The following is an 18553-nucleotide window of genomic DNA, read 5'->3' as shown; positions in this document are numbered from 1 at the left end:
CGTTGCAGAGGGGGACGAGCGGCATGGATGCCGCGAGAGGCGTGCGGGGCCATGGATGGCCCCTCACGCCGGGCCCCCGGAGCAATGATGGAGCGAGGGAAACGCAGTAACAGCCGAAGGCTGGTCACCCGACGAAGTCGGGCCGGATGCAGGGGCAAGCGTTTTTGGTTTCTTTTTTGTGGGCGGCATTCCGACGACTGAAAAAAGAGACTCGCCCGGGAAGGCGAAACAGAAACCCGCAACCCGCTCGGTAATGAGCTGAACCACCAGACCACAAGCCTTTCCATGCACCCACAAAAAAGCCCGGCATCAAGCCGGGCTCTTCATGACAGGCGCCCCTCAGAGCGCCCCGAACACCTTCTTCGCCAGCCCGGTAGCCGCTCCCGCCGGGTTCTGGCGGATGCTGGCCTCCTGTTCGGCGATCAACTTGAACAGCCCGTCGAGCGCCTCTTCGGTCACGTAGCTCTCGATATTGGCGCTCTTGGCATCCACCACGCCGAAGCTGGCAGCCTGACCCGCAAAGCTGTTGTACTGCTGGGCCAGGCCGACCTTGTCGGTGGCCTGCTTGACGATGGGCAGGAACTTCGCGCGCAGTTGCTCGCGGCTGGTCTTGTTCAGGTACTGGGTGGCGGCATCCTCCGGGCCGGCGAGGATGCCCTTGGCGTCCTGCACGGTCATCTTCTTCACCGCATCCACCAGCAGGGCCTGGGCCTGTGGGACGGCGGCCTCGGCGGCCTGGTTCATGGTCGCTTCGAGCTGTTCGACCTGGGCGCCCATGCCCATCATCTTCATGGTCTTGGCCGCCTTGCCGAGCTTGCCCGGAAGCTCGATGCGCACGTCGGGGTTGTCGTTGAAGCCGCCGGGCTTGCCGAGTTGCTGCACGGCAACCTTGGCGCCCTGGGTAAGGGCATCCTTGAGTCCGCCGCTGGCATCCTGCTGGCTGAGGTCGGCGAGGGACAGGGCGAAGGCGCTGGCGGACAGGGCGAGGCCGGCGCAGAGGGCGGTGAAACGGAGCATGGCAGCATCCTTGTGACGGATTCGGGAGCGGTCCGCTTCAGCGGACGGGATCGACCTTGATGCGCAGAGGCTGCGGGTCGGAGCCGTCGAGTTTAACTGAGTGCTGCTCGGTGCTGATGAACATCAGCTTGCCGTCCAGTTCGATGCGGGCGCTCACCGCGTACCTGTGGTTCGGCTGTACCTTGGCCGCGGCGTAGCCGAGCCGGAAGGCCGAAGAGGCAAAGGAATCGCCCCCCGCAGGGGGGCGATGGATCAGCGGCGTCATTCCTGGCTGTCGTCCAGCGCCGTGCTGGAGATGGCGTTGAGGGTGTTGTTGAACTGCACCGTCTCGTTGAAGGCCCTGACTATCTTGCGGAATCTTTCCTTGGTGCCGACCAGTTGCTTGAGCTTCTCCGCCAACTGGTCTTCCTTGCGGTGCAGCGCCGCCTCGCGCTCGTCCAGCGCTTCGGCGCGGCGCTGCAGGGACTCGGCGAGCTCATCATTGCGCAGTTTTTCCTGGCGCAAGGTCTCGGCGACCTTCGCGGTGCTGCGGTCGCGGGCTTCGACCGTTTCAGCCAAGGCCTTGAGTGCGGCACTTCGCTCGGCGAGGGCGCGCGCATTTTCCTCCGCGGCAGTTTCGATCGCTGCTGCATCGCTGTTCAGGCGGGCTTCGAGGGCGCGCAGCTGCTCGTCCTTCTCCAGCAGCAAGCGTTCTTTCTCGCACAGCTGCGATTTGAGCTGGTCCAGGCTTTCCCGCTGCTTCACCGCTTCCAGCTTCTGCTGGGTCAGCCCTTTGGCCATGTCGGCCAGTGAGTTCAGGGTGGCCTGTACGTCCCCCAGGACGCTATCGGTGTCGCTGGCGACGTTGGTGGCGGGCTCGGACTCGGCGACCGGCCCGGGGGATTGCGCAACCGGGGGCCTGTCGGCATCGTCCTGATGAGGCTCCGCCTGGAACTCGGGCGGCAGCGCGCTGGGCTGGACCGGGCGCTGGATCTCCGCCTGGCCCGCGGCGACCGCTTCGTCGGCGGACTCGATATCGACGCTGGGAACCTCGGCCTGGTATTGCGCCTCGATCGGTTGGCTGGGCGGAATTTCCTGTTCGGATTCGGACTCCAGCTCGGGCTCGGGTTGGGGTTCCGGTTCGGGGTCGGGTCCCGGTTCCGGGGCGACAGGCGCCTGTTCCACCGCTTCGACGGCTTCTGGCGTAGCCTGTTCGACTTCTTCCTTCCCGGCAGCAGGCGTTACCTCTTCCGCAATTTCCGCCTCCGGCTGCGGCCCGGCAGACTCAGCTGAAGGCAGGTTGTAGATGACGTCCAGGACGGCGCCGGTCAGGCGGTGCGGCGCGATCGGGGGCTCCTCCCGAGCATCGACCTGGGAAGGTCGCAGGCCCGGCAGCGGATCGCCCAGGTTGGTACTGTCATGGCTGGCAATCAGCTTCTGGATCGAGCTCTTGCTGATCGATAGGGGACGATGGTCCGTGACGGCGGCCGGTCGTTCGCCAGGCCCGTTAATCGGGTCTTTCAGCTTGATGAAGTGGAAGTTGACCAGTTCCGATTCGCTCATGGCTCGACCCCCCAGGCGATCTGCCTCAGCACACGCTTGGCGTATTGCCACTCGAGCTCGCTTTCCAGCGAACCCAGCAGGTAGCCGTTCGTGCCGGGGGTGACGCTGGCGACGTACACCTTGGCGGTGCCTTGGGGACCTTCTTCGTTGAGGGAGTAGACGAGGATGTTCCGATCGATATCGGGGATGGCGAAGCTGCACAGGACGGCGGCGTTGACCACTTCCTGGGCCTCGTTCTCGACTGTGATGGTTCTAAGTAGCATGGGCGTCTTCCGTACCGTGTGGCTGGCCGCGATCCGGGCAGGACCGGCCTGGTGCCCAATGGTACTGAGCCCCCCACGGCACGCTTGTATGCCGGGCTCTGGCTCTTTTGTAGGACGGTTCCGGGAGTGACCGCAGCTGGAGCGGCCGCTGGGCGCCTGGCCCCGCGGCCGCCCGCACTCAGCTGGCGTCGGGCGGGCTCTCGCCTTCGGCCTGGCGGTCGAGGGCGACCTGGCGGATCGACAGGCGGATCTCCGCAGGCAGCACGCGCTTCGCCGCGCCTTCGGCCAGTTCGCCGAGCACTTCGAGGTAGCCGAGCTTGCCGGCTTCGTCCTGGCGCAGCACGCGCTGGTCGAGCAGGGTCTGGATGAAGTGGCGGAACAGCGTCTTGTCGAAGAACTCCGGGGCGTTCAGGCCATGCAGGATCGACAGGCGCTGCGCCATCACGGTGCAGAGGTCTTCCAGCTCCTCGGCGCTCAGCTGGTTCTGGCCGGCATTGAGCAGCAGGGCGATGGCCATGTAGAAGCGCTGCAGGGTCTGGACGATGGCGCGGGCCAGCAGGGTCAGCAGCACGAACTGCCGCGAGCTGGGTGCCGGCCGCACGTAGACATCGCCTTCCAGCTTGAGCAGGCCCTGGTCGACGAAGGCGGCCAGCCACTGGTCCACCACCCCGTCCAGTTCGCTGGAGTCCCAGCGGATGAAGAGTTCCGCCTGCAGGTAGGGGTAGAGCGCGCGGGTGTAGCGCAGGATCTGCTCACGACTCATCCGTCCGCTGCTCTGGAAAAAGCTGGCGAGCAGCGCGGGCAGGGCGAAGACGTGCAGCACGTTGTTGCGGTAGTAGGTCATGAGGACGGCATTCTGCTCGTCCAGGTAGAGGATCTTGCCCAGGGCGTCCTTCTGCTCGGCCAGCAGGCCCATGCTCTGCACGTACTGGATCAGCGCCTGGCCATCGCCTTCGGGCAGGGTCGCATGGGGCGAGTAGGGCACGGCGCGGAGCAGGGACAGATAGAGGTCGAGCACCCGGGTCAGGGCACGCTCGTCCAGCGCTAGGCGGCTGGTGGACAGCAACGCCAGGGCCACCAGGTTGACCGGATTGATGGCCGCCGCGTCGTTGAGGTGACGGGCGATACGCACGGCGAGCTGGTTGGTAGTGCCATTGAGCCAGGCCGGGCGGTATTGCGGGCCGAGGTCCTGGGTGCGCCATTCCGGCTGCTGCTGGTCGAGGAATTCGGCCAGCTTGATCGGCTCGCCGAAGTTCACCGCCACCGAGCCGAAGCGCAGCTTCAGCGCGCCAATGACTTTGAACAGGTCGAAGATGGATTCCTTCTTCTTGCTCGCCCCGCGCAGTTCGCCCAGGTAAGTGCGGCCTTCCAGCACCCGCTCGTAGCCGATGTACACCGGCACGAAGACGATGGGCAGGCGCGAGGAGCGCAGGAAGCTGCGCAGGGTGATGGCCAGCATCCCGGTCTTGGGATGCAGCATGCGCCCGGTGCGCGAACGCCCACCCTCGACGAAGTACTCCACCGGGAAGCCGCGACTGAACAGGGTGTGCAGGTATTCGTTGAACACCGCCGTGTAGAGCGGATTGCCCTTGAAGGTGCGGCGCATGAAGAAGGCGCCACCACGGCGTAGCAGGCCGCCGATCACCGGCATGTTGAGATTGATCCCGGCGGCGATGTGCGGCGGGGTCAGGCCGTTGCGGAACAGCAGGTAGGACAGCAGCAGGTAGTCGATATGGCTGCGGTGGCAGGGCACGTAGATGACCTCGTGGCCCTGGGCGATTTCCTGTACGCCCTCGATATGGTTGACCTTGATGCCTTCGTACAGCTTGTTCCAGAACCAGGACAGCACGACTTCGAGGAAGCGGATGGCGGTATAGGCGAAGTCCGAGGCGATCTCGTTGCCGTACTTCAAGGCCTGGGACTCGGCGGCGGGCAGGCTGATCTTCTCGCGCTCGGCTTCCTCGGCCATGGCCTGGCGTACCTGGGGCGCGCGCAGCAGTCCCTTGACCAGGTTGCGGCGGTGGGAAAGGTCGGGGCCGATGACTGCGGTCTTCTGGTTGCGGAAGTGCACCCGCAGGATGCGGTTGACCATGCGCAGGGTGCGTTCCGGACCCTTGTCCTGGGCCACCAGTTCGCGCAGGTGGATGGGCGCGGAGAACTGCACACGGGTCTTGCGCCCGAGGATGAGGATGCTGACCAGCTTGCGCAGGCGCCCCGTCACCGCCCAGCTGTCGGCGAAGAGCAGCTTCCAGGGGCTGGTCTCGCGGTCCGGCGATTGCCCCCAGAACACCGTCACCGGGATGATCTGCGCGTCGTCCAGCGCGTTCTGCTGGATGGCGCCGAGCACCCGAACCAGGGTGGGCGAGGCGCCGCGCTTGTCCTGGCCGCCCAGCCAGCGCGGCTCGGGCGTCAGGTAGAAGAAGGCGGCCGGCTCCAGCAGGTCACCCACCGCCACCGGCAGCACCGGGCGCGGCAGGCCGGCCTTGGTGCATTCCCGGTCCACCACCGCCAGGTCGCTGGCCGAAGGCTGCTGCAGCGCGTAGAGCACCGGCTTGCTGCGGTCGAGCTTGAGGGTGAAGGCGGACTGGTTGATGGTTTCCGAGCGTACCCAGAGATAGAGCAGGCGGCGCAGGGTGCCGAAGGCGAGGCGGCGGAAAGGGGAGCGGGTCATCGGACGGTAATGCTGTGAAACGAGCGATTGCTCGGGGCCGCTAGTTTGCCGGATTCGCTGGCGGGTCGCAAAAAGGCCGGGACCGCCGCAATTGGGGATTTTTCCTGCAACTTTTCGCACGAGGTGCCTTCTTGCAATGCCCGCGGAGGAGTCCTTATAGTCCGCCAGCATTTGCAAGGCCCCGTGGCCAGCATGGCCAGGGGCTTTTCCCTTCGGGACTACAGGCCATGATCGAAATAACCAATCTGACCAAGCGTTTTGCGCAGCACGCCGCCGTGGACAACCTGTCCTTCCGCGTCGCACCGGGAGAAGTCCTGGGCTTCCTCGGCCCCAACGGTGCGGGCAAGTCCACCACCATGAAGATGCTCACCGGTTTCCTCGCGCCGACCTCCGGCACCGCGAGCATCTTCGGCTTCGACATCCAGACCCAGACCCTGAAAGCCCAGCGGGAGATCGGCTACCTGCCTGAAGGTGCCCCTTGCTATGGCGACATGACGGTGCGCCGCTTCCTCGAATTCATCGCCGAAGTCCGCGGCTTCCGCGGTGCCGAGAAGAAACAGCGGGTCGATCGGGCCGTCGGCCAGGTGGAGCTGGAGCATGTCCTCGGCCAGTCCATCGAGACCCTGTCCAAGGGCTTCAAGCGCCGCGTCGGCCTGGCCCAGGCGATCCTCCACGATCCCCGCGCGCTGATCCTCGACGAGCCCACCGACGGCCTCGACCCGAACCAGAAGCACCAGGTACGCCAGCTGATCCAGAGCCTGGCCCGCGACAAGATTGTGATCATCTCCACCCACATCCTCGAAGAAGTCACCGCGGTCTGCACCCGCGCCCTGGTGATCGCCTCCGGCAAGGTGGTGGCCGACGGCACGCCCTTCGAGCTGGAAAGCCGCTCGCGCTATCACCAGGCAGTGACCCTGGTGGCCGACGAGCCGCTGGACATGCTGGCCCTGGCGGTGCTGCCAGGCGTTGCCGGCATCGAAGAGAACGCCATCGAGGGCGGCCTGACCATTCTCGCCAAGCCGGGCGAGGTGATCTTCCCGCAGGTCAACCAGCTGATCCACACGCGCGGCTGGAAGGTCAGGGAGCTGGACGTGGAGCGCGGCCGTCTCGACGAAGTATTCCGCCGACTGACCCGGGGAGAAGCGGCATGATGCAGCTGCCGGTGATTTTCAAGCGCGAGCTGGCGAGCTACTTCGCCACGCCGCTGGCCTATGTCTTCATCGTGATCTTCCTGGTGCTGTCCGGGGTGTTCACCTTCTACCTGGGCGGCTTCTTCGAAAGCGATCAGGCCAGCCTCGCGCCCTTCTTCAACTTCCACCCCTGGCTCTACCTCTTCCTGGTGCCGGCCATCGCCATGCGGCTCTGGGCCGAGGAGCGCAAGTCCGGCTCCATCGAGCTGCTGATGACCCTGCCCATCACCCGCTTCGAGGCGGTCACCGGCAAGTTCCTCGCCGCCTGGGCCTTCGCCGGGCTGGCGCTGCTGCTGACCTTCCCCATGGTGATCACGGTGAATTACCTCGGCGAGCCGGACAACGGCGCGATCATTACCGGTTACATCGGCAGCTGGCTGCTGGCCGGGGCCTTCCTCGCCATCGGCTCCTGCATGTCGGCGCTGGCGAAGAACCAGGTGATCGCCTTCATCCTCGCCGTCAGCGTGTGCTTCCTGTTCATCGTCAGCGGTTTCCCGCTGGTGCTCGACGCCTTCAGCACCTGGGCCCCGCAATGGCTGCTGGACGCCGTAGCGTCATTGAGTTTCCTCACCCGCTTCGATGCCATCAGCAAGGGCGTGATCGACCTGCGTGACCTGCTCTACTTCGTCACCCTGATCGCCGCCTGGCTGGCCGCCACCGCTGTGGTGGTCGATCTGAAGAAGGCCGACTGAACATGAAAAGACTGATGTATTCCGGTGCCGGGCTGTTGCTCATCGCCCTGGCCTTCCTGGCGTTCAACATGCTCGCCGGGCTGACCCTGACCAACGCGCGGGTCGATCTCACCGAACAGAAGCTCTACACCATCTCCGACGGGACTAAAAAGATCCTTGGCGAGATAGACGAGCCGATCAATCTCTACTTCTTCTATTCCGACAAGGCCGCCAAGGACCTGGTGGTGCTGCGCAACTACGCGCGACGCGTGGAGGAAATGCTCAAGGCCTACGAGCGCACGGCCGGCGGCAAGATCAAGCTGCACATCGTCGATCCCGAGCCTTTCTCCGAAGACGAGGACAAGGCCGCCGAGTTCGGCCTGCAGGCGATTCCGCTGGAGCAGGGCGGCGACCAGATCTACTTCGGCCTGGCCGGCACCAACAGCGTCGACGAAACCCAGGTCATCCCCTTCTTCCCGCTCGACCAGGAGGAATTCCTCGAGTACGAGATCAGCCGCCTGGTGCAGAGCCTGGCCAAGCCGGAGCGGCCGGTGGTGGGCGTGCTTTCCGGGTTGCAGCTCAACGGCGGGTTCGACATGGCGAGCCGCCAGCCGACGCCGCCCTGGATGGTGATGGAGGAAATCCGCCAGCTGTTCCGGATCGAAAGCCTGAAGAACGACATCGACCAGATTCCGGAACAGGTTTCGGTACTGCTGCTGGTGCACCCGAAGAACCTGCCGCAGCAGACCCAGTACGCCATCGACCAGTTCGTCCTGCGCGGCGGCAAGCTGCTGGCCTTCGTCGACCCCTGGAGCGAAGCCGACAACGGCATGGCGATGCCGGGCGAACCGGGTGGCGACAAGTCTTCCGATCTCGACACCCTGTTCAAGGCCTGGGGCCTGCGGATGATGCCGGGCAAGGTGCTGGGCGACGGCGCCAACGGCATGTCGGTGAGCATGGGCCAGGACAGGCCGCCGGCGCGCCATGCCGCCTGGCTCAACCTGCCCAGGCACAGCCTCGACCAGAGCGATGTCAGCACCGGCGGACTGGAGAACATCACCCTGGCCACCGCCGGCATCCTCGAGCCGCTGGAAGGCGCCAAGACCCGCTTCCTGCCGCTGATCCAGAGTTCCGAGTACGCCATGCCGTTCGACGTGCAGCGCTTCGGCATGCTCGCCGACCCGGAGGAGCTGATCCGCGAGCTCAAGCCGACCGGTGAGCGCTACGCAGTGGCCGCACGCATCAGCGGGCCAGTGCAATCGGCCTTCCCCAACGGCATCGAAGGTCGCAAGGACGGACTGAAGGCGGCGGAAAACGTCAACCTGATCGTCGTCGCCGACACCGACATGCTCAGCGACCGCATGTGGGTGCAGGTGCAGGATTTCTTCGGCCAGCGCGTGCCGCAGCCCTGGGCCGATAACGCCGGCTTCGCCATCAACGCCCTGGACAACCTGGCCGGCTCCGATGCCCTGATCAGCGTGCGTTCCCGTGGCCGCTTCAGCCGCCCCTTCGATGTGGTGGAGAAGCTCCAGCGCGACGCTGAGGTGCAGTTCCGCGAGCGCGAGCAGGAACTCCAGCAGCGCCTGACCGACACCGAGCAGAAGCTGGCCTCGCTGCAGCAGAGCCAGGACCCGGCCAAGGCCCTGGAGCTGACCCCGGAACAGCAGGTCACCCTGCAGCAGTTCGTCCAGGAGAAGCTGCGCATCCGCAAGGAACTTCGCGAAGTGCGTTTCCAGCTCAACGCCGACATCGAGGACCTGGGACGCACCCTGAAATTCATCAACATCGCCCTGGTGCCGCTGGTGCTGACCCTGGGCGTGCTGGTGCTGTGGCTGTGGCGCCGCCGGCGCCAGGCCTGAGGAGAACGCAATGGGACGCAAAGGCCTGATCTTCCTCGCCCTGCTCGCACTTGGGCTGGGCGCGGCCTATTACATCCAGCAGGGCAGCTCGCGGCCGCAGCCGCCCAGCGCCAGCCGCGAGCTGCTGTTGCCCGGGTTGCAAGGCAAGCTGGCGGAAGTGAGCGCGGTGGACGTGCAGCGTCCCGGGCAGCCTGATCTGCGCCTGGAGCGCAAGGGCGAACTCTGGGTGCTGCCGGCCAAGGCTGACTACCCCGCCGCCGGCCAACCGGTAGCGACCCTGCTGAAGGCGCTCGCCGAGGCGCAGAAGGTGGAAGCCAAGACCGCCAACCCGGAACTGCATGGTCGCGTCGGCCTGGCCGACAAGGGCAACGCCGAGGAGCAGGGTGTACGCGTCAGGCTGGAGCGAGGGGGCGAGGCGCCCCTGGAGCTGCTGGTGGGCAAGCCGGCGCAACAGGGCAAGGGCCAGCTGGTGCGCCTCTACGGCGACAACCAGGTCTGGCTGGTGGACCAATCCATGCCCATGCCGGCAACGGAGCTGAACTGGCTGGACCGCCGGGTGGCGGCGATTCCCTTCGCCAAGGTCAGGCAGGTGGAAGTGGCCTACCCGAACGGCAGCAAGCTGACCGTCTACCGTGATTCGGCCGAGGAGCCCAACCTCAAGCTCAAGCAATTGCCCAAGGACCGGCGCCTGGCCTACGAGGCGGCGGCCAACGGCATGGCGACCCTCTTCGCCGGCCTGGAGTTCGCCGACAATGCGCCTTTGGCGCAGGTGCAGTTCAAGGGCAAGCCGATGCTCGAGTTCAGCCTTTCGACCTTCGAAGGCGGTGAATTGCGTGGGGTGGTCTACCCCCAGGCGGAGCAGCCCTGGCTGGTGCTCACGGACAAGAAGGGACTCGGCGACGAGCAGGTGCCCGGCAAGCTGGATTGGGCCTACAGGCTAGAGCCATTCCAATATCAGGCACTGGCCAAGAAGCTCGAGGACGTCCTGGCTGCCAAGTAGTGCAAGTCATTGGGAAAAGGTGGGAAGTTGGACAAACGCCGGTGCATTCCCGCCTTTTTTCATGCCCCGATTTGTACCTCGGAGAGACCAAAAAAGGGCGTCCAGCCCGCGTGGCGCGGCCATTCCGTACTGTCATAAAAAAGTGCTTTTCAGCACCAACTCTTGTCGTATACTCCGGTCGCGGTCACAAAAAGAACGCCATTCGAAATACCCGCTCCACGCTTGATTCGGCCGGGGTCGGATATAACAAGAAGAACGTCTTTACCGCACCGTCGAAACCCCCGCATAAGGGGGTAAAACAACAAAATTGCGAGTTGGAGAGAGCAGTAATGGCTGATCGTGAGGTCGGAACCGTCAAGTGGTTCAATGACGCCAAGGGCTATGGTTTCATTCAGCGCGAAAGCGGTCCTGATGTGTTCGTTCACTACCGCGCTATCCGCGGCGAGGGCCACCGCTCTCTGCTGGAAGGCCAGAAGGTGGAGTTTTCCGTGATCCAGGGTCAGAAAGGCCTGCAGGCGGAAGACGTCGCCAAGGTCTGAGACTCAAGAACAAGAGGCCCGTCAGTGACGGGCCTTTTGCTTTCCAGGCTTCACACCGCGGCCGTCCAGGCTGTGCTCGGGCGGCCCCACTCTGGTGGACCGATGAAGCGTGGTCCACCCTGCGGAAGCACTGCGTAGGGTGAAAATCCGCCTGGCGGATTTCCACCGCAAAGGTTCGAACAAGGCCGGGGTCAACGCCCACTGCCGCCTCAGTCGGTGCGCCAGGTGATTTCCTGCTCGCCCTCCGCGTTCACCTTGATCCAGCGATCAGCGTCTTCCTCTCCCTGCGCTTCCTGCCAGCCGCCCGGCGCGCAGCGGATTTCCACGCCAAGGGCCGCGAAGGCCGCGCGGGCACAACCCAGATCGTCTTCCCAGGGCGAGGCATCGCTCTCCAGGTAGAGACTGTGCCACTTGCCCACGGCCTTGGGCAGCCAGGTGACGGGGATATCCCCGGCCAGGCACTTGAAGGTCTGTCCCTTCTGCTGCCACGGCGTGCAGGGGCCCAGCGCCGTGTTGAGCCAGGCGGTGACGGCCTCCTGATCGGCGTCCTTGAGGTAGATCTCGATATCGGGTTGGCGCATGGGAAGGCTCTCTAGGTTTTCTCGATCCAATCGTAGCGAATGGACACCGTGACTTCGAAGGCTTCGGACACCACCGCCGCACGGCGTTCGGCATTGGCGCGCCAGCCGTGCGGGGTCATGGCCAGCAGGTCGGCGCGGGCCTGGGCGTCGGCCAGTTGCAGGCGATAGGTCAGGGTCTCGCTATGGGCGAGACGCATGCCTGCCGGGATCTGCGTCAGATGCTTCTGGTCATCGTAGTCGCGGACCTCGTCATAGAGCTTCTCGCGCAACTCCAGCAGGTGCTCGCGGGTCGGCCCCATGCGCAGCAGGCCGCCACCGGGCGCCAGCAGGCGCAGGGCTTCCTGCCAGTCCAGCGGGCTGAAGACGCTGGCCAGCAACTGGCAGCTGGCGTCGGCCAGGGGCACCCGCGCCATGCTCGCCACCAGCCAGTGCAGTTGCGGGGCGCGGCGACAGGCGCGCTTCACCGCCTCGCGGGAGATATCCAGGGCATAGCCGTCGGTTGCCGGCAACGCCATGGCCAACTGCCCGGTGTAGTAGCCCTCGCCACAGCCGATATCCAGCCAGCGCTCGGGGTCGCGTTCGGCAGCCAGGGCGGCCAGGCGGGCGGCGAGCGGGGCATAGTGGCCGCCATCGAGGAAGCGCCGGCGGGCCTCGACCATGGTGGCGTTGTCGCCCGGGTCGCGGCTGTTCTTGTGCTGCACCGGCAGCAGGTTGTAGTAACCCTGGCGGGCGCGGTCGAAGCTGTGGTTGGCCGGGCACGCCACGCCCTTGTCGCTGGCGTGGAGCGGGCCCTGGCAGAGGGGGCAGATGAGCATCATTGGGCGAGCAGGCGGACCAGGGTCTGTTGGTAGATGTCGGTCAGCAGGTCGAGGTCGCTGGCCAGCACCCGTTCGTTCACCTGGTGGATGGTGGCGTTCACCGGGCCGAGTTCGACCACCTGGGTGCCCATGGTGGCGATGAAGCGGCCGTCCGAGGTGCCGCCGCTGGTGGAGGGGGTGGTGTCGCGGCCGGTGATGGCCTTGATGCTGGCGGAGACGGCATCCAGCAACTCGCCCGGTGCGGTCAGGAACGGCAGGCCGGACAGGGCCCACTCCAGGTGGTAGTCCAGGCCGTGCTTGTCGAGGATGGTTTCGACCCGGCGCTGCAGGCCTTCCACGGTGGACTCGGTGGAGAAGCGGAAGTTGAACACCGCCGCCAGCTCGCCGGGGATCACGTTGGTGGCGCCGGTCCCGGAGTTGAGGTTGGACACCTGGAAGCTGGTGGGCGGGAAGAAGTCGTTGCCGTCGTCCCAGTGCTCGGCGGCGAGTTCCGCCAGGGCCGGCGCAGCCAGGTGGATGGGATTCTTTGCCAGGTGCGGGTAGGCCACGTGGCCCTGCACGCCGCGCACCGTCAGCTTGCCGCCCAGGGAGCCACGGCGGCCGTTCTTCACCACGTCGCCCACCAGGGAAGTACTCGAGGGTTCGCCGACGATGCACCAGTCCAGGCGCTCGCCACGGGCTGCCAGGCGCTCGACCACGGCCTTGGTTCCGTGGTGGGCCGGGCCTTCCTCGTCACTGGTGATGAGGAAGGCAATGGCGCCCTTGTGCTGCGGATGTTCGGCGACGAAGCGCTCGACCGCCACCAGCATGGCTGCCAGGCTGCCTTTCATGTCCGCCGCGCCACGGCCGCAGAGCATGCCCTGCTCGTCGATCAGGGCATCGAAGGGTTGGTGCTGCCAGGCCTGCAGCGGACCGGTGGGCACCACGTCGGTGTGGCCGGCGAAGCAGAGGACCGGGCCGTCGCCACCGCGGATCGCCCAGAAGTTCTCCACGTCCTCGATGCGCATGCGCTCGATGCGGAAGCCGGCAGCGGCCAGCCGGCGCATCATCAGGTCCTGGCAGCCTTCGTCGACCGGGGTGACCGAGGGACGACGGATAAGGTCGCAGGCGAGTTCGAGGGTGGGGGAGAGGGCAGACATGGGAAGCTCCGAAAGACAGCGCGGAAACGGACTGGGTGAAAAGGCGGACATCTTAAAACAGAAACGGCGGCCAATGGCCGCCGTTTAGGGTCGTCGATCGCCGTCAGGCGGTGGCGACTTCCTGCTCCGCCTCCTGGGACTTGGGCAGGGAAGAGAGCAGGGCCATGATCAGCGCCGCCAGGTAGGGCAGCGACTGGACCAGCAGCATGGCCACCCAGAACTTCACGTCAGGGCTGGGCATGCCCTGGACCACGGCGATGCCGATGGCCGCCCCCCACAGCAGGAGCATGATGAAGACCTCTTCGCGGGCTTCGGCCAGGGCCATCAGCACGCCATGGTTACTGCGCATCTTCGGCGTGCGGAAGAAGGGAATGCTCTTGGTGAAGAAGCCGTAGAGCACCGCCTTGGCGATGGTGTGCGAGAGCGCGAGCCCCGCCACCGCCGCGCAGAAGGCGTCCTTCAGGTTGACCCCTACCGCGCGCTGGTAGAGGAAGACGATCTTGCCCACCTTGAAGAAGAACAGCGCCAGCGGCGGGATGGCGAAGATCAGCAGCGGCGGGTCGACCCGCTGCGGCACGATGATCATCGCCGCCGACCAGAGCAGGGCGCCAACGGTGAAGAAGATGTTCAGGCCGTCGGCAACCCAGGGCAGCCAGCCGGCGATGAAGTGGTAGCGCTGGCCGCGCTTGAGCTGGGAGTCCTTGCCCAGGAACAGGCTGCGGGCGTGGCCCTTCATGATCTGGATGGCGCCGTAGGCCCAGCGGAAGCGCTGCTTCTTGTAGTCGATGAAGGTATCCGGCATCAGGCCCTGGCCGAAGCTCTGGTGGGCGTAGGCGGCGGCATAACCCGTCTTGAACACGCGCAGGCCCAGTTCGGCGTCTTCGCAGATGGTCCAGTCGGCCCACTTCAGCTCGTCCATCACCGAACGGCGGATCATGGTCATGGTGCCGTGCTGGATGATGGCGTTGCGGTCGTTGCGGGTGACCATGCCGATGTGGAAGAAGCCCTTGTACTCGGCGTAGCAGAGCTTCTTGAAGGTGTTCTCGTTGCCGTCACGGTAGTCCTGCGGCGACTGCACCACGGCGATCGACGGATCGGCGAAGTGCGGAACCATGTACTTCAGCCAGTTGCGGTCGACGCAGTAGTCGGAGTCGATCACCGCGACAACTTCGGCATCCGGCGCGGTGTAGGGCAGGATGTAGTTCAGCGCGCCGCCCTTGAAGCCTTCCAGCGGGGCGACGTGGAAGAACTTGAAGCGCGGGCCCAGCTGTTCGCAGTAGTCGCGCACCGGTTCCCAGACCGCCGGGTCCTTGGTGTTGTTGTCGATGATCAGGACTTCGTAGTCCGGATAGTCGAGGTTGGCCAGGGCATCGAGGGTCTGTTTGACCATCTCCGGCGGCTCGTTGTAGCAGGGCACGTGCACCGACACCTTGGGCCGGTAGGCGGCGTCGGCCAGCACCGGCAGGAAGGGTCGCCGGCGCTTGCGCACCCAGACCGCCTCGGCCAGCTCGTGGGCCTCGGTGAGCAGGACGATGAACACGCCGAGGGCACCCACGCCGAGGAGCAGGCCCACGGTCAGGCTGAACCAGGTGCTGTACTGCTGGCTGTAGTCGTAGGCGATCCACACCAGCACCGAGCCGCCGGCGAAGGCGACGAAGGTCAGGAAGGTGCGGCCGCGCTGACGCAGGGCGCTGCCGTCGATCAGCATCATGGCCAGGGCGAGCAGCGCCATGACCACCGAGGCCACGGCCAGCATGCGCCATTGCGGAATGGCGATCACCGGGCCTTCGAAGGCGAACTTGGGCTGGCGTTCAAGGTTGTAGACACCCCAGTAGGCGCCCACCGAGCCCTCGTCGCTGGCCTTCCACGGCTGGTCGAAGGCCTCGATCACGAAGTAGTTGTAGCCCTTGGAGTTGAGGGCGTTGACCAGGGTGCGCAGGTAGATGGCCTGGTCCGCCTGGGAGGCGTCGGCGCCGCCGCGCATGCGGCCGTTGCTCGGCCAGCCCACCTCGGACAGCAGCAGCGGCTTCTTCGGGAAGGCCTTCTTCAGGTCCTTGGCGCGCTCCAGGACGAACTCGGTGGAGTCCTCCATCGGCACGAACTCCCAGTAGGGCAGCACGTGGGCGGCCACCAGGTCGACGTGCTTGGCCAGTTCCGGGTACTTGAGCCAGATGTGCCACTGTTCGGATGTGGTCACCGGTACCTTCACCGCAGCACGGACGCGGTCGAGGTAGGCCACCAGGTCCTTGCGGCTGATCTCGCGACGGAACAGCGCTTCGTTGCCCACTACCACGCGGACCACGCTGCGGGAGGCGTTGGCAATCTCGATGGCCTTGGCGATTTCGCGCTCGTTGCGCTCCTCGTCCGGGCTGATCCAGATGCCCAGGGTCACTCGCAGGCCGAATTCCTCGGCCAGGCGCGGGATGTCGGCCAGGGTGCCGTCCACCGAGTAGGTGCGGATGTTGTCCGTCTGCTTGCTCACCAACTCGAGGTCCTGGCGGATCTGCTGGTCGTTGGGGTAGCGGTTCTGCTGGGGGTTCTGGTCCGCGCGGAAAGGCGAGAAGGAGTAACCGGAAATCTGTTCCGGCCAGTCCGGTGCGGTGACCGGGCGGTTGTAAAGCGCCCAGATGCCGGTGAACAACGCGGCGACAGCCACGAAGACCACCAGGTTGAGTCCAAATTTACGCGATGGCATAGAAGTCAAAGGTTCCGAAGCATGGAACTAGGGATAGGGCCAGCGGGGTACTGGTCGGCGCGAATCCTACCCCGGCGCCCAACAGCTGTATAGATTGCAACCAGCAGGGAAGGCTGGATGGCCATCCCCCGCCAGAGGTTTTGGTCTTCGGATGCGGCAGAAGTTCGGCCGAATTTGGAAAAATCCGGCCAGGATCGATGCGGGTCAGCCTCAGAGGGCGCGCAGCAGGATGCGCTCGCTGACCTCCAGGTCGAGGTCGCGGCGCTCGCTCAGCGCGGTCATGCCATGGCGTTCCAGCTGTGCCAGCACCTGGGGAATCACGTCGGCGTCCAGGCCATGTTCGGACAGACGGGTGGGTACGCCCATGCGCTTGAAGAAGTCACGGGTGGCCTGGATGGCGGCGTCGATGCGTTGCTCTTCGTCGCCTTCCTTCAGGCCCCAGACGCGCGCGGCATACTGCAGCAGCTTCTCGCGCTTGACCTGGCGGCGTTCGGCCAGCAGCGCCGGCAGCACCACGGCCAGGGTCTGGGCGTGGTCGATGTGATAGAGGGCGGTGAGTTCGTGGCCGATCATGTGGGTCGTCCAGTCCTGGGGCACGCCGCAGCCGAGCAGGCCGTTCAGCGCCTGGGTGGCACACCACATGAGGTTGGCGCGCACGGCGTAGTCCTCGGGGTCGGTCAGGGCCTTGGGACCTTCCTCTATCAGGGTCAGCAGCAGGCCTTCGGCGTAGCGGTCCTGCAGCGGCGCATCGGCTGGGTAGGTCAGGTATTGCTCGATGGTGTGGACGAAGGCGTCCACCACCCCGTTGCCGATCTGCCGCGTCGGCAGGCTGAAGGTGGTGCTTGGGTCGAGGATGGCGAAGCGCGGATAGAGCAGGGCACTGGAGAAGGGCAGCTTCTCCTGGCGGGCGACATGGGTGACCACACCGTGGGGATTACTCTCGGAACCGGTCGCTGCCAGGGTCAGCACGCAGCCCAGGGGCAGCGCGGCGGTGATGCGCTTGCCGCTGAGCAGCTCCAGCGGGTCGCCGTCATGGCAGGCAGCCGCGGCGATGAACTTGCTGCCGTCGATCACCGAACCGCCGCCCACGGCGAGGATGAAATCGGATTGCTCGGCCTTGGCCACTTGGGCGGCCTTGACCAGGGTGTCGAACTGCGGGTTGGCCTCAATGCCGCCGAAGCGAGTCAGGTGGTGGCCGGTCAGCGCTTCCTCCACCTGCTGCCAGACGCCGTTCTGGAAGATGCTGCCACCACCGTGGGTCACCAGCACCCGGCTGCCGGCGGGAATGTCCCGTGCCAGCTTGGAGATCTGGCCTTCGCCGAAATGGATGCGGGTGGGGTTGTAGAAAGTGAAATTGCGCATGACCGGCTCCCTTGTCGTTATCAGCCGACTATAGCCCCCGCGGACCGCGCCCGAATCTATGGGCCACCATTCAGCGGCAATGGACTTGGGCCCAGGGATGGCGCTTCCTATAATGCGCGCCCGCCCGGTGGTTGGCGATGGGAGTGATTGGGATGAGTACAGACGAGCGTTTCGGCGGCATCGCCCGGCTTTACGGCCTGGACGGGCTGGCGCGGCTGCAGGCGGCCCATGTGGCGGTGGTCGGCATCGGTGGCGTGGGTTCCTGGGCGGCCGAGGCCCTGGCGCGCTCCGGAGTGGGCGAGATTTCCCTGTTTGACCTGGACGACGTCTGCATCACCAATACCAACCGCCAGGTGCACGCCATGGAGGGGGCTGTGGGCAAGGCCAAGGTGGACGTGATGGCCGAGCGCATCCGCGCCATCAACCCGGCCTGCGTGGTTCATGCGGTGGCCGACTTCGTCACCCGCGAGACCATGGCCGAGTACATCAGACCCGAGATGGACGCGGTGATCGACTGCATCGACAGCGTGGCGGCCAAGGCTGCGCTGATCGCCTGGTGCAAGCGGCGCAAGATCCAGATCGTTACCACCGGTGGCGCCGGCGGCCAGGTGGACCCGACGCAGATCCAGGTCGCCGACCTGAACAAGACCTTCAACGACCCCCTGGCGGCCAAGGTGCGCTCGACGCTGCGCCGGGACTACAACTTCTCGCGCACGCCGGGGCGCACCTACAGCGTGCCCTGCGTGTTCTCCACCGAGCAGCTGCGCTATCCCAAGCCGGACGGTTCGGTGTGCCAGCAGAAGAGCTTCGTCGGCGAAGGGGTAAAGCTGGACTGCGCCGGAGGCTTCGGCGCAGTGACGATGGTCACCGCCACCTTCGGCATGGTAGCTGCAGCGCGGATTGTGGATAAGTTGGTGGCGGGGGCGCGCAGGCCTTCGGAGCGGAGTGCTTCCTAGGGGGCGCATGGCGGCCCTTTCGCGAATGAATTCGCTCCTACCGGTAGGTTGTGGCTGAGCTACGCGAAGCCCAACGGTGTCGGGTGGGTTCCCCTGTTGGGCTTCGTTCCTCAGCGCCAACCTACCGGCAGGACTGCGTCCTGCTTGGCGAATGAATTGGCTATGTCTGCATTAAGTGTTGCTAGAGCGTCCTGAGCCGAGTTGCTTATCGAGTGGGCTGCGAGTCCCGGTTTCGCCTTCCCAGGCGAGT

Annotated in this window: 15 protein-coding genes and 1 pseudogene; 6 read left to right on the top strand and 10 right to left on the bottom strand. The window is 65.5% G+C overall.

The window, feature by feature from the left end:
- Window positions 1-339: 339 nt before the first annotated feature.
- The 5 genes and pseudogenes from E8F11_RS21495 to plsB all read right to left on the bottom strand — a co-directional run bounded on the left by E8F11_RS21495 (window position 340) and on the right by plsB (window position 5493).
- Window positions 340-1017 carry a DUF4197 domain-containing protein gene (locus E8F11_RS21495; protein WP_280290898.1) on the bottom strand — a complete coding sequence of 226 codons (678 nt, stop codon included), beginning with the start codon at window positions 1015-1017 and terminating at the stop codon, window positions 340-342.
- A 37-nt stretch (window positions 1018-1054) separates the two neighbouring features.
- A pseudogene (locus E8F11_RS21490) lies at window positions 1055-1204 on the bottom strand (YbaY family lipoprotein); the annotation flags it as partial.
- 74 nt (window positions 1205-1278) lie between these two features.
- The gene (locus E8F11_RS21485; RefSeq protein ID WP_280290897.1) at window positions 1279-2559 is read right to left on the bottom strand and encodes a hypothetical protein; all 1281 of its coding nucleotides are present in this window, start codon (window positions 2557-2559) and stop codon (window positions 1279-1281) included.
- On the bottom strand, window positions 2556-2822 hold the full coding sequence (locus E8F11_RS21480) for a hypothetical protein (protein WP_280290896.1): 267 nt from the start codon (window positions 2820-2822) through the stop codon (window positions 2556-2558). The genes E8F11_RS21485 and E8F11_RS21480 overlap by 4 nt, the downstream gene beginning before the upstream one ends.
- Window positions 2823-3000: 178 nt before the next feature.
- Window positions 3001-5493, bottom strand: coding sequence for a glycerol-3-phosphate 1-O-acyltransferase PlsB (gene plsB, locus E8F11_RS21475; protein ID WP_280290895.1), 2493 nt, complete (start codon window positions 5491-5493; stop codon window positions 3001-3003).
- 227 nt (window positions 5494-5720) lie between these two features.
- On the opposite strand from plsB, the gene E8F11_RS21470 reads away from it, so the two are divergent.
- From E8F11_RS21470 to E8F11_RS21450, 5 genes are all read left to right on the top strand, one after another.
- Window positions 5721-6644 (top strand): ABC transporter ATP-binding protein, encoded by a 924-nt coding sequence (locus E8F11_RS21470; protein WP_280290894.1) that lies wholly within the window; start codon window positions 5721-5723, stop codon window positions 6642-6644.
- Window positions 6641-7375, top strand: coding sequence for an ABC transporter permease subunit (locus tag E8F11_RS21465; protein ID WP_280290893.1), 735 nt, complete (start codon window positions 6641-6643; stop codon window positions 7373-7375). Before E8F11_RS21470 ends, E8F11_RS21465 begins: the two co-directional genes overlap by 4 nt.
- A 2-nt stretch (window positions 7376-7377) precedes the next feature.
- Window positions 7378-9213, top strand: a complete 1836-nt coding sequence (locus E8F11_RS21460; protein WP_280290892.1) for a Gldg family protein — start codon at window positions 7378-7380, stop codon at window positions 9211-9213.
- 10 nt (window positions 9214-9223) lie between these two features.
- The gene (locus tag E8F11_RS21455) at window positions 9224-10213 is read left to right on the top strand and encodes a DUF4340 domain-containing protein (protein WP_280290891.1); all 990 of its coding nucleotides are present in this window, start codon (window positions 9224-9226) and stop codon (window positions 10211-10213) included.
- A gap of 329 nt (window positions 10214-10542) precedes the next feature.
- A complete protein-coding gene (locus tag E8F11_RS21450; protein ID WP_016494409.1) occupies window positions 10543-10752 on the top strand; it encodes a cold-shock protein in 210 nt (69 codons plus the stop codon).
- Window positions 10753-10961: 209 nt separating this feature from the next.
- Here E8F11_RS21450 and E8F11_RS21445 read toward each other — a convergent pair whose 3' ends face one another.
- The 5 genes from E8F11_RS21445 to E8F11_RS21425 form a co-directional block, all read right to left on the bottom strand.
- Window positions 10962-11333: a hypothetical protein gene (locus E8F11_RS21445; RefSeq protein ID WP_280290890.1), complete on the bottom strand. Its 372-nt coding sequence runs from the start codon at window positions 11331-11333 to the stop codon at window positions 10962-10964.
- A gap of 11 nt (window positions 11334-11344) precedes the next feature.
- Window positions 11345-12148, bottom strand: coding sequence for a putative RNA methyltransferase (locus tag E8F11_RS21440; protein ID WP_280290889.1), 804 nt, complete (start codon window positions 12146-12148; stop codon window positions 11345-11347).
- Window positions 12148-13290: a succinyl-diaminopimelate desuccinylase gene (gene dapE / locus E8F11_RS21435; protein WP_280290888.1), complete on the bottom strand. Its 1143-nt coding sequence runs from the start codon at window positions 13288-13290 to the stop codon at window positions 12148-12150. The genes E8F11_RS21440 and dapE overlap by 1 nt, the downstream gene beginning before the upstream one ends.
- Window positions 13291-13393: 103 nt before the next feature.
- A complete protein-coding gene (locus E8F11_RS21430) occupies window positions 13394-15985 on the bottom strand; it encodes a glycosyltransferase (protein WP_280290887.1) in 2592 nt (863 codons plus the stop codon).
- Between the two features lie 210 nt (window positions 15986-16195).
- Window positions 16196-17347 (bottom strand): iron-containing alcohol dehydrogenase, encoded by a 1152-nt coding sequence (locus E8F11_RS21425; protein ID WP_280290886.1) that lies wholly within the window; start codon window positions 17345-17347, stop codon window positions 16196-16198.
- A gap of 152 nt (window positions 17348-17499) precedes the next feature.
- On the opposite strand from E8F11_RS21425, the gene tcdA reads away from it, so the two are divergent.
- Window positions 17500-18303, top strand: coding sequence for a tRNA cyclic N6-threonylcarbamoyladenosine(37) synthase TcdA (gene tcdA / locus E8F11_RS21420; RefSeq protein ID WP_280290885.1), 804 nt, complete (start codon window positions 17500-17502; stop codon window positions 18301-18303).
- The last annotated feature ends 250 nt before the right edge of the window (window positions 18304-18553 follow it).

The sequence above is a fragment of the Pseudomonas sp. BN417 genome, assembly GCF_029871205.1.
Classification (GTDB): Bacteria; Pseudomonadota; Gammaproteobacteria; order Pseudomonadales; family Pseudomonadaceae; genus Metapseudomonas.
The sequence above is the reverse complement of the archived record's forward strand: the minus strand, read 5'-3'. Positions and strand labels throughout refer to the sequence as shown.

What these genes read in the sequence shown, in the direction of transcription:
- plsB (WP_280290895.1), bottom strand. Translation starts at nt 5,493, where the DNA reads ATGACCCGCTCCCCTTTCCGCCGCCTCGCCTTCGGCACCCTGCGCCGC.
- E8F11_RS21455 (WP_280290891.1), top strand. Translation starts at nt 9,224, where the DNA reads ATGGGACGCAAAGGCCTGATCTTCCTCGCCCTGCTCGCACTTGGGCTG.
- E8F11_RS21425 (WP_280290886.1), bottom strand. Translation starts at nt 17,347, where the DNA reads ATGCGCAATTTCACTTTCTACAACCCCACCCGCATCCATTTCGGCGAA.
- tcdA (WP_280290885.1), top strand. Translation starts at nt 17,500, where the DNA reads ATGAGTACAGACGAGCGTTTCGGCGGCATCGCCCGGCTTTACGGCCTG.
- E8F11_RS21445 (WP_280290890.1), bottom strand. Translation starts at nt 11,333, where the DNA reads ATGCGCCAACCCGATATCGAGATCTACCTCAAGGACGCCGATCAGGAG.
- E8F11_RS21460 (WP_280290892.1), top strand. Translation starts at nt 7,378, where the DNA reads ATGAAAAGACTGATGTATTCCGGTGCCGGGCTGTTGCTCATCGCCCTG.
- E8F11_RS21430 (WP_280290887.1), bottom strand. Translation starts at nt 15,985, where the DNA reads ATGCCATCGCGTAAATTTGGACTCAACCTGGTGGTCTTCGTGGCTGTC.
- E8F11_RS21465 (WP_280290893.1), top strand. Translation starts at nt 6,641, where the DNA reads ATGATGCAGCTGCCGGTGATTTTCAAGCGCGAGCTGGCGAGCTACTTC.
- E8F11_RS21495 (WP_280290898.1), bottom strand. Translation starts at nt 1,017, where the DNA reads ATGCTCCGTTTCACCGCCCTCTGCGCCGGCCTCGCCCTGTCCGCCAGC.
- E8F11_RS21450 (WP_016494409.1), top strand. Translation starts at nt 10,543, where the DNA reads ATGGCTGATCGTGAGGTCGGAACCGTCAAGTGGTTCAATGACGCCAAG.
- E8F11_RS21480 (WP_280290896.1), bottom strand. Translation starts at nt 2,822, where the DNA reads ATGCTACTTAGAACCATCACAGTCGAGAACGAGGCCCAGGAAGTGGTC.
- E8F11_RS21440 (WP_280290889.1), bottom strand. Translation starts at nt 12,148, where the DNA reads ATGCTCATCTGCCCCCTCTGCCAGGGCCCGCTCCACGCCAGCGACAAG.
- dapE (WP_280290888.1), bottom strand. Translation starts at nt 13,290, where the DNA reads ATGTCTGCCCTCTCCCCCACCCTCGAACTCGCCTGCGACCTTATCCGT.
- E8F11_RS21470 (WP_280290894.1), top strand. Translation starts at nt 5,721, where the DNA reads ATGATCGAAATAACCAATCTGACCAAGCGTTTTGCGCAGCACGCCGCC.
- E8F11_RS21485 (WP_280290897.1), bottom strand. Translation starts at nt 2,559, where the DNA reads ATGAGCGAATCGGAACTGGTCAACTTCCACTTCATCAAGCTGAAAGAC.